The organism is Pantoea sp. C2G6, assembly GCF_051336815.1.
Taxonomy (GTDB): Bacteria; Pseudomonadota; Gammaproteobacteria; order Enterobacterales; family Enterobacteriaceae; genus Pantoea.
The window spans coordinates 402047-415384 of the sequence record NZ_JBGMNJ010000001.1; the positions used below are offsets into that span (position 1 = coordinate 402047).

Here is a 13338-nt window from a genome sequence, read left to right on the forward strand (position 1 = left end):
CGGTTTTTCTCCTTGTCCGAAACGCGGCCGCACGTAACGCATTGACCACAGGACCAACTTTAGACCTTATCTGACCACTTCACCCTGAGGCGAGCCGGAAATGTGAAGCCACGGGAATTATTTTTATGGAAAAATTCGTCAGGCCTGGCGGGTTTTTTCTTGCTCTCCCTCCACTTTTCCCCGACGCTGAAGCAAAAAAAAGGAGAGCAGCATGGAGATCATCTGGTATCACCCGTCGCAATCCGCTGCGGCCTGGATTAACGGTTTACAGCAGCGTCTGCCGCAGGCGCGGGTCCGCGCCTGGCAGCCCGGCGACACGGGCCCGGCCGATTACGCGCTGGTGCGTTCCCCGCCGGTTGAGATGTTGCAGGGGCGCGCCGCTCTGCGCGGCGTCTTTGCACTGGGCGCGGGCGTAGACGAGATCCTGAAGCAGCTGCAACAGCACCCGGAAATGCTGCCCGACAGCGTGCCGCTGTTCCGGCTGGAGGATACCGGCATGGCGCGCCAGATGCAGGAGTATGCGGTACACAGCGTACTGAACTGGTTCCGCCGCTTCGACGACTACCGCCTTCAGCAGCAGCAACAGTGCTGGCAGCCGCTGCCCGCCTTTGAACGGGAAAGTTTCACCATTGGCATTCTGGGCGCTGGCGTGCTGGGGCAGAGCGTGGCGCAGAGCCTGCGTCCCTGGGGATTCCCGCTGCGGGTCTGGAGCCGTTCGCCCAAACAGATCGACGGCGTCACCAGTTTTGCCGGTCGCGAGGCGCTGCACGATTTTCTGCACGGCACGCGGGTGTTGATCAACCTGCTGCCGAGCACCAGCGAGACGATTAACCTGATCGACCGTGACTTCTTGCAGCAGCTGCCGCACGGCGCCTTCCTGCTTAACATCGCGCGTGGCGCACAGGTGGTTGAAGAGGATTTGCTGCACGCGCTGGAGAGCGGCCAGCTTAAAGGTGCGGCGCTTGATGTGTTTCAGGTTGAACCGCTGCCTGAGACGCATCCGCTCTGGTCCCATCCGCGCGTCACCATTACGCCGCATAATGCGGCGGTAACTTTGATCGACGAAGCTATCGACTATATTGCCCGCGCCATCAACCAGCATCAGGCCGGCGAGGAGCCGCAGGGCCGGGTGGATCGTCAGCGCGGCTATTAATCAACCGACCCCGGCAGGGGCAATCAGCAGGAGAAGAGGATGTATCCGGTAGATTTGCATATGCACACCATTGCCAGCACCCACGCTTACAGCACGCTGCATGACTATGTGGCACAGGCGAAGCAGGCGGGCCTGAAACTGTTTGCCATTACCGATCACGGCCCCGATATGGCCGACGCGCCGCACTACTGGCACTTTATCAATATGCGCATCTGGCCACGGGTGATCGATGGCGTGGCGATCCTGCGCGGTATCGAAGCCAATATTAAAAATCAGCAGGGTGAGATCGACTGTTCCGGCCCGATGCTGGATGCGCTCGATCTGATCATCGCCGGCTTCCACGAACCGGTCTATGCGCCGCGGGACCGGAAACACCATACCGACGCGATGATTGCCGCGATGGCGAGCGGGCTGGTGCATATCATCAGTCATCCGGGCAACCCAAAGTTCCCGGTTGATATTCCGGCAATTGCCGAGGCGGCGGCCCACTACAATGTGGCGCTGGAGCTGAATAACTCCTCTTTCACCCACTCCCGACCGGGCAGCGAACCGAACTGCCGGGCGATCGCCGCCGCGGTGCGCGACGCCGGTGGATGGCTGGCGTTTGGCTCCGATTCCCACACCGCCTTTACCCTCGGCAACTTTGAACACTGTCTGCGCATCGCCCGCGAGGTCGATTTTCCTGAGGATCGGATATTAAATGTCACGCCGCGTCGCCTGCTCGACTTTCTCGAACTGCGCAGCGGTAAGACCATTGCGGAACTGACTGAGTTTTAACTGACTTTACTTCAGGGAAACCCGGCGCAGGATGGCGTGAGGTGGGGGACTTATCGCGGGTGGCATCGCTGATGCTGCACGAATGCCGGAGCTGTCAGTCAGGCCGCTGAGATAGCGGCCTGATGCGTTAGAGATCTGAATAACGCAAAGCAGGGGGCGCAGATAGGGAGAATAAAAGAATCACCCTGATGGATACTGGAGAATCATCCTTACTGAATGTTGATCCAGGATTATACTACTTGGCCCAGCCATCGGGCTGAGGAACAACCCACCATGAGTAACCCGCCATAACCCTATCCAACGGGCAGACATATCGTTCTTGACGGTTATTTCCCGCCGCTTTGCACAGAAAAAGAAGTTGCCCGGATTCAGGAGATTACGCAGTAGAACAAAATTTTACACGGCGACCGGAATAAGACGATCACCATTCTTTCAGGGGGAGGTGTGTTGTGGCGGCTCGACTGCGTTATCTATATTACGCGGCGCGGTGGCGAATAGTAGCGGGGCTCGGATTATCTAATCTGAATGAAAAAGATTTGTTCGCAATCATTCTCGCTATTGGTGCAATACTTTTGTTTGTGAGGAATTTAGTTAAGTTCATACGGTTTTTGGATAGCTGCTATAATAAAATTAAATAGTATTATCAAGATAAAAAAGAAAAATAAACTCATTTCATTTGGACCTCTTTTTTACTATTTAATTAAATAATATCAGGAAAGGAAAGCAAATTCCCTTCCTGACATTTAATTTTATGAGAGTTTTATATAAAAAGATTGTTGTCGAACTTATTATTGTTATCGGTTCTTTCCAGTTCTTTGCACACAATAGTAAACAAACAGAGCCGAAAGGAATTAGTTATATTCAATGTGTAGTAGTGGATGGAAAGATTCATGATTGTACTGATATAACTGATTTCAAGATATTAAAAACGGAGTCTATGGATGGATTTAAAAAGCACAATTAAGGGAGTAAGTGCAGGAGTAATATTTCTGTTTGGAACAAGCGTAGTAACCTTTGAAGGATTACCATCAATGAATCCTAACGGTAGTTACTCGCCGTATAAAGATCCTGTTGGTATTACGACTCTATGTTATGGCTATGTTCCACAAATGACAGGAGCTATACAGAAAGAGTTTATAAAAAAGAGTGTGATGTACTGCTTGATAAGACTCTTTATAAGGACACAATAGTACTGAACAATCTGCCAGTAATGCCAGTTTCAACAACTGTAGGTTTTCTGGATTTTGCATATAATGCAGGTATAAACGTAGCGAATAGCAGTAAAGTAAAAAAACGGCTCGCAGAAGGTAACTATGCACAAGCAAGTAAGGCAGTACTGCAATGGCGTTACGTCTCTCAGAAGAAGCCTGATTACTCTAAAGGTTGTTGGGAACACAGAAATGGTAAGTACTATTATGATTGCTCTAAGTACCATCACGGTAAGCCTAACAAGCTATGTTACGGGCTATATACAAGGCGTTTAATGGAGAGTGAACTACTTGCCGGGACTATGACTGACAAAGAAGAGATACAAAGCTACATACACAAATTTGGGAAGTAGAAGAGGGGATACCATACGGTATCCCTTTTTTATTGGAGCCAATTCTTACGTTTTTTTGCTCTTGTTGAGGATTCTAAGAGGTATGGGAACAATTCTTCAAAGTAAGGTACTGGTTGTTCCTGGCTTCCCTTGGATTGATCAATAATGAAAATGCCTTCTCTAAGTTTACATAATAAGGTGTAGTAAGGTTGTAAAAGGGCAATGATTTCAGCAACTATACAAGGCGAAACATTTTTTATTTTCCAATCCAAAACGATAAAATCAATTTCTGACATGATAAAACCATCTAAGCTGAAATACTGAGAATAGGTAAACTCTCCTGACCTATCTACTATGCTTATTGCATTATCGACTATTTTCTTTCTTTTACTTTCAGAAAAATGAATCCAAAAACCAGAGTCAATTATATCGTTCCACATTTCTAATGGATCGTTAGTCTTCTTTTTTGCTTTTGTAATTGTATTTAAAACATAATATCTTGATTGATCACCAAAATCAGACAGCATGTTAATTATATCGGACTGTAAATCATTAAGATCAAATAGTGATGTGTTTTCTGTATGATTTTTACCAATATCAGCGGCAGCTTTATGCAACGATCTTATGTCGTGACCTAACGCTTTAATTTCTTTAAATTCTGGCTTATTGAGGTTGTTGTTTACCATATACTGCAAGATGTAGATAATCTTAAAAAATCTTTCAAGCCCAACAGACAATGGAAAGAATGCACTATAGAAAGTACCTTTATCTGTAATGGTGCATCTGTTGAGGGCTGTTAATCCCCCACGAATCGATGAACTTGCTAAGGATGCTTCTATTAAGAACTGTTGAAAGGATTCACTAAACATAAGGCTCCCGTCTTGTATTGAACTTTAAAAAATAGTCAATTTTTTTATATCATTCATTGTCGCCCTAACCCATATTGAAGAGTGTTCTGCAAAACCTCGATGGGCGACACTTACCATTCTAAATTTATGCCTCTCTTTTCTAATACCGCTTTAATCGGGCTACCGTTCATCCCTGTATCTTTTCTCTTGTTAAAATTATCGATAAATAGTTTCTGGCTATCAATCTGTACTGGAACAACAATACTTTCTTCACCTAATATGGAGACAAAAGTTATAACGCACTCTGAATTAATGTTGTTTAAACTATCAATAAGCTGGACTTGTTCTATATATTCAAGTTTGGAAATATCGTAGTCTCTATCAATCGTTATCTCTTTTGTGCCTAAAGGCTCTAATACTGAAGGGATATTTTGTTGGCTAATAAAATCTGATCTGTAATACTTATTGAAATCAAGTTGCCTTTCAAAAAGTTCAACGCTTATTTTTTTGATAGTGACAGGATGAGTTTTCATGTTTCTGATAGAAAAAGTAAAGATGGTTTTTTAATGTCCAAATTTAACGCCTAATTTCCACGTTGTCATGAGAGAGGTTGAACAATCGGCAGCTAAGACTATAGAATCTTCTTTAACGTTTTTTTCAAACTGCTCTTTCCAGGAGCGATAGCCAGCCATAAAAAGCACTACGAATGCGAGCAAGATAAAGAAGGTTGGCTTGTAGCTTTCATATTCTTTTAATTTTTCAAATGGGTCAATAGAATAATATAAAACACTCCCGGTTGCTATTAAAGCAACATAATTCTTCCAGGCATCCAGCTTGTCATAATAATATTTTATTGAACTGAACAAACTTTTGATATATCTGGCAAGATACATAGAGGTTTCTCTGTTATGAAATTAGTATTCGAAGTTGTCCATATCTTCAAACATCATACTATGAGTTTAACGTACTAAGAAAGTACTCGGACCGTGTTCCTGAACGATTCTGAACGCATCATCTATGTACATTGGCGTGTTAATTATAAATTCTACGTGATGTGAATAAACGAAGACAATCCAGTAAAAACATGGGTTTGTGTAGCTTTCGAAAAGCCCGTAACAGCCGTGTAGCTCAGGTTTGTAGCAGGTGAAAACGTCTCCTTTCTGACAATGCACAATAGTTTTACCACTCATCTCAATGATAGCCATTTTACTTTCCCCCACAATAAAATACTGTTCATGCGTACAGTATTTCTAAGTATATCTGCTTCAACAAGCAAAACCGCCAAATCCAGATAAAAATGATCAATATCAAGAACTTAATGATCAATGGTAACAACTAAAAATGATCAATAATTGATCTATTACCAAAAAAAGAGATAACAAGAATGATCAACAAAACCTTCTTCGCAGAACCAGTAATGAGTACCGACGGAAAACTTTTAGGGGTAGAACTACTGTCTAAGTTCCATCATGCAGATATGCCAGTACTGGATAGCAAGTACTACATACTGGCAATGCCGATAGAGCAGAAACGGCAACTACTGATACAGCAATTAATAGAGATTCAGATCGCCGCGTCTTGGTTCAGGGACTACGGATTGTTCTGTTCTCTAAATGTTGACCGGCATCAGGCAAGGTTATGTGCGTATGACCGTGAGTTAGTCGAATGGCTGGCAGGCTTGAGTGACTTTGTACGTATCGAGATCTCTGAAGATTTTGAGGGGTTAGAGTACGGTATCAATGAGCCTCTACTCAAAAAGCTTATCGCCAACGGTAATGATCTTTTCCTTGATGCTCTCGGTGCAGGGCGGGCTAACCTGGCAGCACTTACTACAGGCTGCTATCACACAGTCAAACTTGATAAAGCCTTCTATCGCCATGAAGTACAGAAGCCAACATTCAGTACTCTGAGCAAAAACATCAAGCGTTACTGTGATCGCATTATCGTTGAAGGTGTAGAAGAGAAGGGCGAGTTGGGGATTTTGAAGGAGGCTGATGTATGGGGTGTTCAAGGTTATCTGTATCGCTCAGTAACATTTTCAAAAGTACAAACATTACTTTGACTAAAGAATACAGAAGTAACGCCGATATTCTTGCTGTCTATTCTTTAGAAAAGGATTCCTTGTGAAAACACGTCATGTATTGTTTATCGCGATTGCAGGCATTACTGCTTATGTCCATTTTTCGGGCAAAAGCAGCCCAATACCAGAAGCACAAGCTGCGAAGGTTGATGTGAATCCGCAGTTAGGCCAAATTTGTAAAGCCACTGCTGCAATGACTTTTGGGCGTGATTATAAAATCATGAAGTTGGATAAAGTAGATCCTGATGGGATTGCATATGTATATTACAATCGACCCTCAGATAATACACGCTGGGCGATCAAATGCCGACTTGAAGGAGAACGTGTAATGTGGGCATCTGATAATCCTGACAGTACTGGCAGATGGCGTAATAACCCCGCCGATGAAGTTATCACTTATAGTATTAATGGAAAAAAATTGAATTTAAAACAAGTATATAGTGATGGTTCAGGCGATAACGCAACATACGATCTTAAATAAGCAAAAGGCCACCTAATTTGGTGGCCTTTTGCTTTAAAGTACTAACTGTTCTGGACGGCAATCATAGAGCTTTGCCAGACGTTCACGCGTCTTCTTCTGTGGTTTACTCTCTGTACGTTCCAATTGAGAGATAGCACTCTGAGTAGTACCTAATTTTTCCGCTACATCGTACTGGCTTAGTCCACGATGGATACGCCAGGCGGCTTGTAAGCTTACGTCCTGTTCAACCATGATGTTCACGACTTCACCAGGTACAGTTTCGTCATCATCTGGGCCTGCTTCAATAGGTATACTCTCCCATTCGCCTTCAGCGTCTGAGAGAAGTTTTTCGTACTCTGCTACAGGAAGTACCACAAATTGTGGCTTACCTGCTTCATCATAAATGTACTGTTTTGACATAGTTTATCCGGGTGTCTTGGAGTCGCGGTTAATGTCATGGAGCATAATCGGCGGGTTGCCCCGCCTTGTATCAGTAAGTCTTCGATGTTCTGCGTGTCACTTCTTCGATCCTTAGTACTACCGGTTCACCATCTATCAACTCAAAGATTATCCTGTAGTCACCAACACGTAACCTGTACTGGTTATCTGTATCCTGTAACTTCTTTATGTCTAAAGTCACAAGAGGGAAGGTTACTAACTGCTGAGTCTTCTCGTTAATGGCTTTCCGGTAGCGGCTATCGATCTTAGTCAAGTGCTTCAATGCACGCTTAGACCAAACTACTTCAACCATTATGCCCCCAAATTTTAAAGAACATATCCCGCTTGGGATGATTAGATAGTATGATCAATACCTAATCATTTCAAGATCATTTTTCTAATTACCTAATGTAATTTTCTTACGCGGTTTGAAGGTGTACATACTATGAAGCTGGTAAAGATCTGCATTATGCCTTATGGTTAATTACCAACCTGCATGTGCTTTAATTACTTGATTGACATAGGGTTTAATAGGTAAGTATTATGTGTTCACAAATTACTTTCGGCAACCCGAAGTTCCCGGTGGATATTCCGGCGATTGCCGAGGCGGCGGCCCACTACAATGTGGCGCTGGAGCTGAATAACTCCTCTTTCACCCACTCCCGACCGGGCAGCGAACCGAACTGCCGGGCGATCGCCGCCGCGGTGCGCGACGCCGGTGGATGGCTGGCGTTTGGCTCCGATTCCCACACCGCCTTTACCCTCGGCAACTTTGAACACTGTCTGCGCATCGCCCGCGAGGTCGATTTTCCTGAGGATCGGATATTAAATGTCACGCCGCGTCGCCTGCTCGACTTTCTCGAACTGCGCAGCGGTAAGACCATTGCGGAACTGGCTGAGTTTTAACTGACTTTACTTCAGGGAAACCCGGCGCAGGATGGAGTGAGGTGGGGGACTTATCGCGTGTGGCATCGCTGATGCTGCACGAATGCCGGAGCTGTCAGTCAGGCCGCTGAGATAGCGGCCTGATGCGTGAAAGGAGTCATCAACGATGAACTGGTCAAAAAAGGCATTTCGTCCTGCTATTTTTTCTTAGTGTCTCTCTTTATCAACTCCTCTCAGCCGGACTAAATAACCACCACTCCTAACTTTAAACATTCCTCGGTGTGTGTTTTTCCTCTACATGCACAGAGATACACAGGTTCATGTACATAACGTTTATAAGCACCTATGTCTTTACCCGCTCGGTTAACACTGATGGGTTGAAAAGATTGATAAAATCCAACACACCAAAAAGACCGCTGTTTAAATTCACCTTCAGTATAATGGGATTTAACGATGGAGTTAACTTTAGTGATGTCTGAAATCATGCCATTAACCAGCGTTGTCGCTCTCATTGCCCGTTTGAATTCAAGATAGATATATTTATTTTTACTGGTATTAGGTTTCCTGAAAATCAGGTCAACAAACATATAAAATCTGTTAAGTCGGCTCCTCTTATCAGACTTTGCCTTGAGTTCTCTACGGGTACGATACCCCTTTTCATGCATCAGAAAACTTTCAAACTCAATCTGGAACCACTTTTCCCAGTCGCGGTATTCTTTTTCAATGATAAAGGAGAGCTTGGCTTTTATTTCTTTTTTCTTGAGGAATTCAAACAGACACTCTTTAACTAATGCTAGATCAGCGGCTTCGGTCATGATTCATCCTTAAAACAGAAGCTGATTTCTGGAAGGTTTTTCTTGTTGGCCGGAATAATAATCAAGGTGAATGCGCTCGTAAACAGGCATATGCTAAGCCCCAGATTTATGATGAAGTTTAGTTACCACATCTCATATGTAGTATGACACCTTAGTAAATAATCAGCGTAACTACCCTGATCAGTTGCCGGTAGCCAGTGACAGGAGTGTATCGAGTCTGCTATGCAAAAGAAAGTGCTCAATATAATATCAAAATAGCAAACCAAAATAGGGCTAAAGAAAATGAAAATAATGCCGATATTACTTCTGTCATTTATTCATTAAAGGATTACTGGTGAAGATACGGCATCTATTATTTATCGCGATTGCAGGCATTTCTACTTATGTCCACTTTTCCGATAAAAGCGGCTCCATACAAAATGCACAAGCTGCAAAAGTTGATGTAAACCCAAGGTCAGGCCAGATCTGTAAAGCGACTGCTGCAATGACTTTTGGACGTGATTATAAAATTATGCAGCTGGATAAAGTTGATGCTGACGGGATCGCTTACGTACACTATAATCGGCCCTCAGATAATACACGCTGGGCTATTAAATGCCGACTTGAAGGCGATCGAGTATTGTGGGCATCTGATAATCCTGATAGCACGGGGAGATGGCGTAATCATCCTGCCGATGCTGTGATCACTTATAGTATTAACGGTAATAATCTTACCTTAAAACAATTATATAGTGATGGCTCAGGCGAGAGTGCCCGATACGATCTTAAATAAGCAAAAAGCTACCCTGTACGATAGCCTTTTATTTTGGAGTACTAACTGCCCGGGTCGGCAATCATAAATCTTTGCCCGCCGTTCGCGCCTCTTCTGCTGTGGCTAACTTTCCACACGAGGCAGCACTCTGCGTCGTATTCAGCGACATCGTGCTGGCTCAGACCACGTTAGAGACGCCATGCAGTTTGTAAACTGACATCCTGTGCAGCCATGATGTCGACGACAGCACCGGGTAGGGTTTCGTCATCGTCTGGCCCGGCTTCACCAGGGATACTCTCCCGATACGTTCAAAAGAATTCCGATATGCCGTTATCTGCACCAGTCTGCTCCAACGCATCCATTCCCGATCAACAGTTAAAAAAACTGCCGAACGTTTGCGGTAGCGGTGTGCGACGCGATTGAACGACTGGCGTTCAGCCCCGATCCCCACGCCCTCATTATCCGAAGCCATTGCAAACACGCTCTGCATATCGCCCGCGAGGTGGATTTTCCCGGGGATCGGGTGTTAAATGTCACGCCGCGTCGCCTGCCCGGCTTTTCCGAACGGCGCAGCGGCAAACCCGTTGCTGAACTGGCTGACTTTTAACTTACTTTGCCTCAAGGAAATCTGACTCATGAATGAGTTTTCCATTCTGTGCCGTGTGATCGGCTCACTGTTCAATCGTCAGCCGCAGGACCCGCTGCTGGTGCCGCTGTTTACCCTGCTACGTGAAGGGAAACTTCAGGCGCAGTGGCCGCTGGAACAGGATGAACTGCTTCAGCGTCTGCAACAGAACAGCGATCCGCAGGCGCTGGCCGCTGATTACAACGCGCTGTTTGTCGGCAGCGACGCGAATGTGCCGCCTTACGCTTCCCGCTGGCCGGAAGGCAAAACCGAGCCGGAAGTGCGGGCGTTTTTAACCTCGCGCGGAATGCCACTGAGCGATGCGCCAGCCGACCATTTTGGCGTGCTGCTGCTGGCCGCCTCGTGGCTGGAAGATCAGTCAGCGGAAGATGAGAGCGCGGCGCAGCTGGCGCTGTTCGAAGAGTATCTGCTGCCGTGGTGTGGCGCTTTCCTGGGCAAAGTGGAAGCGCACGCCACCACGGCCTTCTACCGCACGCTGGCGATGCTGAGCCGTGAGGCGATCCAGGTGATGTACAACGAGTTACTGGAGAGCAGCGAACCCGGCGCTGACGCCTGATTTACCAGGCCGCCGGGTGGGTGCCCGGCGCACAGCCCGGCGTCGCGCACAGCTGCGGGGTGCCAGGCAGCCAGGCGGCGGCACGCAGCCTTACCCCGAATCCCCACGGCGTTAATTCAAAACCGGGCAGGTTATCCTTCACCTGCGGCACAATCCCGCTCTGCTGGTTCTGACCACAGGGATGCTGCTGTAGCAGCCAGGCGGTGCGCGCCAGCGACAGCCGCACCTGACTGCCGTGTCCGCTGACCATCCGCCGCCGTAATCCCTCCAGCACCGCGGCTGCCAGCAGATAGCCGCTGGCGTGATCCAGCGCCTGCACCGGCAGCGGGGTGGGTTTGTCGCTCTGCTGCCACTGCATACCCTGTTCGGCGATGCCGCAGCCCATCTGCACCAGACTGTCAAAGCCGCGGCGATTACGCCACGGTCCCTGCCAGCCCCAGGCATTCAGAGCGGCATCAACCAGGCCAGGAGCCAGCCGCTGACGGGTGGCGGCGTCAAATCCGAGCCGTTCCAGCGCATCTGCCCGATAGCCATGCACCAGCACATCCGCCTCACGCAGCAGACGGGTGAACTGTTCGCGATCGGCGGGCCGGGTTAAATCCAGCACCGCCCGCCGCTTGCCACAACTCATCTCCTCATCCAGCGTCGGTTCCTGCCAGCCGGGCGGGTCGATACGCAGCACATCGGCACCGAGGCTGGCAAGAAAGCGGGTGGCGACCGGACCGGCAATGATGCGCGTCAGATCCAGCACTTTGATCCCCAGCAGCGGACGGGCTTCAGCCAGCGCCCGGTCAGGCGCAGGGGCGGCAGCGGTGGTGCGCCAGTCAAACAGCGGCTCCTGGCGTACCGCTTTACCCTGCGGATGCTGCTGCCAGGCGGCGGCGCTGCGCATCTCCGCGGCACAGCCGCCTGCGTCGATAATCGCCTGCTCCAGTTCGCCAGCCCGCCACTGCCGTACCTGCTGCGCCAGCGCCGTGCGGTCGGGATGCGTGCCCAGCACCTGCTCCATCGCCAGCCGGTGATGCGCAGCGTTGGTATGCAGGCGGATCCAGCCATCCCGGCTGCGGTAGTCACCGGCAAACGCATCCCACATTGCCGGTGCTGCGCGGTTCAGCGGGATAAAGCTGTGCTGGAACCAGCGTGACGCCAGCCGGACATTCACCCTGACTGGCCGGGAGCGGTATAACGGGTGGGCGGTGGCGATCAGCGCGGCGCTGGCCTGCGTGGCCAGGCCGACAGAGGTGGCCGCCAGTTCGCTGACGGCAAAGGCGGAAGAAAAGGTGGCGCAATCGACAAAGTCAGGAACCGGCCACGCTGCGGCGTTGCCACGCAATCCCTGCTGCATCTGCTGCCAGAGAGAGGTGGCGAGCTGGAAGTCCATGCGGTGCTCCCTGAGAAGAATGGTTTCTCAAGCATAGCACGCAGCATTAACGCCGCCGCAGACGCGGGAAGCGTGCATGCATCCGCAGGTTACGCAGGTTGATCACCGCAATGGCAGTGCCGAGGATCACCAGTGACGCGCCGATAATTTTGAAGCTGTTGAGGCTGTCGCCCAGCACCACAATTCCCATCAGCACCGAGAGCACCGGCGTCAGCAGCGAGTAGGGCATGATCAGGTTGACGTTATATTTTTTCAGCAGCATATACCACAGCGTGTAGGCGAATATCGATGACGCAATGGCGCTGTAGAGAATGGCGAACCAGCCGTGCCAGCCAGCGTGACGCAGCGCGTAAAGCTGATGCGACTCCAGCACCAGACTGGAGGCGCCGACTATCGGGATCGCCAGAAAGGCGATCCAGCCGGTCATGGTCAGCGGCTTAATGGATGGCGACTTTTTTACAATCAGGTTGCTGACCGCCCAGCCGGTCGCACTGCACAACAGCAGGCACAGCACCCACCAGGAGGGGATGGTCGGGCTGCCGGAGAGGACCACCACGCCGCTGAGCGAAATCATAATGCCCAGCAGCTGCACCAGCTTTAACTTCTCTTTCAGCACCACCATCGCCAGCAGCATGGCGATCGGTGTGCCCAGCTGCACCACAATCGCGCCCGTCCCGGCGTCGGTATAGCGCAGGCCAAGAAACAGCAGCGAGAAGTGCATAAAGCCGAAGGTGAAAGCGAGCAGCAGCAGCCAGGGCAGCTGTTGGCGGGTAATGCGACAGAAGGGCACCAGCACGATGGCCACCACCACAAAACGCATAAAGGTGAGAAACAGCGGCGGAAGCTCCAGCAGGCCCCATTTCACCGCGACGTTGTTGAAGGCCCAGATACACACCACCATCAGAACCAGAAAAAAATGCCGCACGGCCACAATAATATCCTTTGAAGTTTTTTGCTTAGCCCGCTAATGATGGCACGAACTCCGGGGTTCCGGCCAACGGTGGCCGG

General features: G+C 48.8%; 16 protein-coding genes and 1 pseudogene. 9 read left to right on the forward strand and 8 right to left on the reverse strand.

Annotated features, from left to right (window positions below; all coding sequences use genetic code 11):
* Positions 1-211 precede the first annotated feature (211 nt).
* The 3 genes from ghrA (at position 212) to ACCW71_RS01940 (ending at position 3491) form a co-directional block, all read left to right on the forward strand.
* A complete protein-coding gene (gene ghrA, locus ACCW71_RS01930; protein WP_436369260.1) occupies positions 212-1153 on the forward strand; it encodes a glyoxylate/hydroxypyruvate reductase GhrA in 942 nt (313 codons plus the stop codon).
* Positions 1154-1192: 39 nt separating this feature from the next.
* Positions 1193-1930, forward strand: a complete 738-nt coding sequence (locus tag ACCW71_RS01935; protein ID WP_436369262.1) for a phosphatase — start codon at positions 1193-1195, stop codon at positions 1928-1930.
* A gap of 1087 nt (positions 1931-3017) precedes the next feature.
* Complete coding sequence (locus tag ACCW71_RS01940) at positions 3018-3491, forward strand: glycoside hydrolase family protein (RefSeq protein WP_436369264.1); 474 nt, start codon at positions 3018-3020, stop codon at positions 3489-3491.
* Between the two features lie 29 nt (positions 3492-3520).
* Here ACCW71_RS01940 and ACCW71_RS01945 read toward each other — a convergent pair whose 3' ends face one another.
* The 3 genes from ACCW71_RS01945 to ACCW71_RS01955 form a co-directional block, all read right to left on the reverse strand.
* Entirely contained in the window at positions 3521-4339 is an 819-nt protein-coding gene (locus ACCW71_RS01945; RefSeq protein ID WP_436369266.1) for a hypothetical protein, read from the reverse strand.
* A gap of 110 nt (positions 4340-4449) precedes the next feature.
* Entirely contained in the window at positions 4450-4851 is a 402-nt protein-coding gene (locus tag ACCW71_RS01950; protein WP_436369268.1) for a hypothetical protein, read from the reverse strand.
* 30 nt (positions 4852-4881) lie between these two features.
* Entirely contained in the window at positions 4882-5211 is a 330-nt protein-coding gene (locus tag ACCW71_RS01955; protein WP_436369269.1) for a hypothetical protein, read from the reverse strand.
* Between the two features lie 491 nt (positions 5212-5702).
* Between ACCW71_RS01955 and ACCW71_RS01960 the strand changes: the two genes are divergently transcribed.
* Both ACCW71_RS01960 and ACCW71_RS01965 read left to right on the forward strand, forming a co-directional pair.
* Positions 5703-6380, forward strand: a complete 678-nt coding sequence (locus ACCW71_RS01960; protein WP_436369271.1) for an EAL domain-containing protein — start codon at positions 5703-5705, stop codon at positions 6378-6380.
* Positions 6381-6519: 139 nt separating this feature from the next.
* Entirely contained in the window at positions 6520-6879 is a 360-nt protein-coding gene (locus tag ACCW71_RS01965) for a hypothetical protein (RefSeq protein ID WP_436369708.1), read from the forward strand.
* Positions 6880-6912: 33 nt separating this feature from the next.
* Here the strand turns inward: ACCW71_RS01965 and ACCW71_RS01970 are convergent, their stop codons facing one another.
* A complete protein-coding gene (locus ACCW71_RS01970) occupies positions 6913-7278 on the reverse strand; it encodes a helix-turn-helix domain-containing protein (protein ID WP_436369273.1) in 366 nt (121 codons plus the stop codon).
* Between the two features lie 70 nt (positions 7279-7348).
* The gene (locus ACCW71_RS01975; RefSeq protein WP_311781612.1) at positions 7349-7609 is read right to left on the reverse strand and encodes a type II toxin-antitoxin system RelE family toxin; all 261 of its coding nucleotides are present in this window, start codon (positions 7607-7609) and stop codon (positions 7349-7351) included.
* 251 nt (positions 7610-7860) lie between these two features.
* Here ACCW71_RS01975 and ACCW71_RS01980 point away from each other — a divergent pair.
* Positions 7861-8202, forward strand: a pseudogene (locus tag ACCW71_RS01980) (phosphatase); the annotation flags it as partial.
* A 221-nt stretch (positions 8203-8423) separates the two neighbouring features.
* Here ACCW71_RS01980 and ACCW71_RS01985 read toward each other — a convergent pair.
* On the reverse strand, positions 8424-8996 hold the full coding sequence (locus ACCW71_RS01985) for a hypothetical protein (RefSeq protein WP_436369275.1): 573 nt from the start codon (positions 8994-8996) through the stop codon (positions 8424-8426).
* Between the two features lie 412 nt (positions 8997-9408).
* Here ACCW71_RS01985 and ACCW71_RS01990 point away from each other — a divergent pair, with 412 nt between their 5' ends.
* The 3 genes from ACCW71_RS01990 to ACCW71_RS02000 all read left to right on the forward strand — a co-directional run bounded on the left by ACCW71_RS01990 (position 9409) and on the right by ACCW71_RS02000 (position 10949).
* Positions 9409-9768 (forward strand): hypothetical protein, encoded by a 360-nt coding sequence (locus ACCW71_RS01990; protein ID WP_436369709.1) that lies wholly within the window; start codon positions 9409-9411, stop codon positions 9766-9768.
* Positions 9769-10153: 385 nt separating this feature from the next.
* Positions 10154-10354 carry a histidinol-phosphatase gene (locus ACCW71_RS01995; protein ID WP_436369277.1) on the forward strand — a complete coding sequence of 67 codons (201 nt, stop codon included), beginning with the start codon at positions 10154-10156 and terminating at the stop codon, positions 10352-10354.
* Between the two features lie 28 nt (positions 10355-10382).
* Entirely contained in the window at positions 10383-10949 is a 567-nt protein-coding gene (locus ACCW71_RS02000; RefSeq protein WP_436369279.1) for a TorD/DmsD family molecular chaperone, read from the forward strand.
* Position 10950: 1 nt separating this feature from the next.
* Here ACCW71_RS02000 and ACCW71_RS02005 read toward each other — a convergent pair whose 3' ends face one another.
* Complete coding sequence (locus ACCW71_RS02005; protein ID WP_436369281.1) at positions 10951-12330, reverse strand: CoA transferase; 1380 nt, start codon at positions 12328-12330, stop codon at positions 10951-10953.
* Between the two features lie 46 nt (positions 12331-12376).
* Positions 12377-13261, reverse strand: coding sequence for a DMT family transporter (locus ACCW71_RS02010; RefSeq protein ID WP_436369283.1), 885 nt, complete (start codon positions 13259-13261; stop codon positions 12377-12379).
* Positions 13262-13338: the final 77 nt, after the last annotated feature.

Excerpts from the sequence above, each read along its gene's own strand:
- ACCW71_RS01935 (WP_436369262.1), top strand. The coding sequence starts at position 1,193 with ATGTATCCGGTAGATTTGCATATGCACACCATTGCCAGCACCCACGCT.
- ACCW71_RS01975 (WP_311781612.1), bottom strand. The coding sequence starts at position 7,609 with ATGGTTGAAGTAGTTTGGTCTAAGCGTGCATTGAAGCACTTGACTAAG.
- ACCW71_RS02000 (WP_436369279.1), top strand. The coding sequence starts at position 10,383 with ATGAATGAGTTTTCCATTCTGTGCCGTGTGATCGGCTCACTGTTCAAT.
- ACCW71_RS02005 (WP_436369281.1), bottom strand. The coding sequence starts at position 12,330 with ATGGACTTCCAGCTCGCCACCTCTCTCTGGCAGCAGATGCAGCAGGGA.
- ACCW71_RS01955 (WP_436369269.1), bottom strand. The coding sequence starts at position 5,211 with ATGTATCTTGCCAGATATATCAAAAGTTTGTTCAGTTCAATAAAATAT.
- ACCW71_RS01950 (WP_436369268.1), bottom strand. The coding sequence starts at position 4,851 with ATGAAAACTCATCCTGTCACTATCAAAAAAATAAGCGTTGAACTTTTT.
- ghrA (WP_436369260.1), top strand. The coding sequence starts at position 212 with ATGGAGATCATCTGGTATCACCCGTCGCAATCCGCTGCGGCCTGGATT.
- ACCW71_RS01960 (WP_436369271.1), top strand. The coding sequence starts at position 5,703 with ATGATCAACAAAACCTTCTTCGCAGAACCAGTAATGAGTACCGACGGA.
- ACCW71_RS01970 (WP_436369273.1), bottom strand. The coding sequence starts at position 7,278 with ATGTCAAAACAGTACATTTATGATGAAGCAGGTAAGCCACAATTTGTG.
- ACCW71_RS01985 (WP_436369275.1), bottom strand. The coding sequence starts at position 8,996 with ATGACCGAAGCCGCTGATCTAGCATTAGTTAAAGAGTGTCTGTTTGAA.
- ACCW71_RS01945 (WP_436369266.1), bottom strand. The coding sequence starts at position 4,339 with ATGTTTAGTGAATCCTTTCAACAGTTCTTAATAGAAGCATCCTTAGCA.
- ACCW71_RS01940 (WP_436369264.1), top strand. The coding sequence starts at position 3,018 with ATGTTATGGCTATGTTCCACAAATGACAGGAGCTATACAGAAAGAGTT.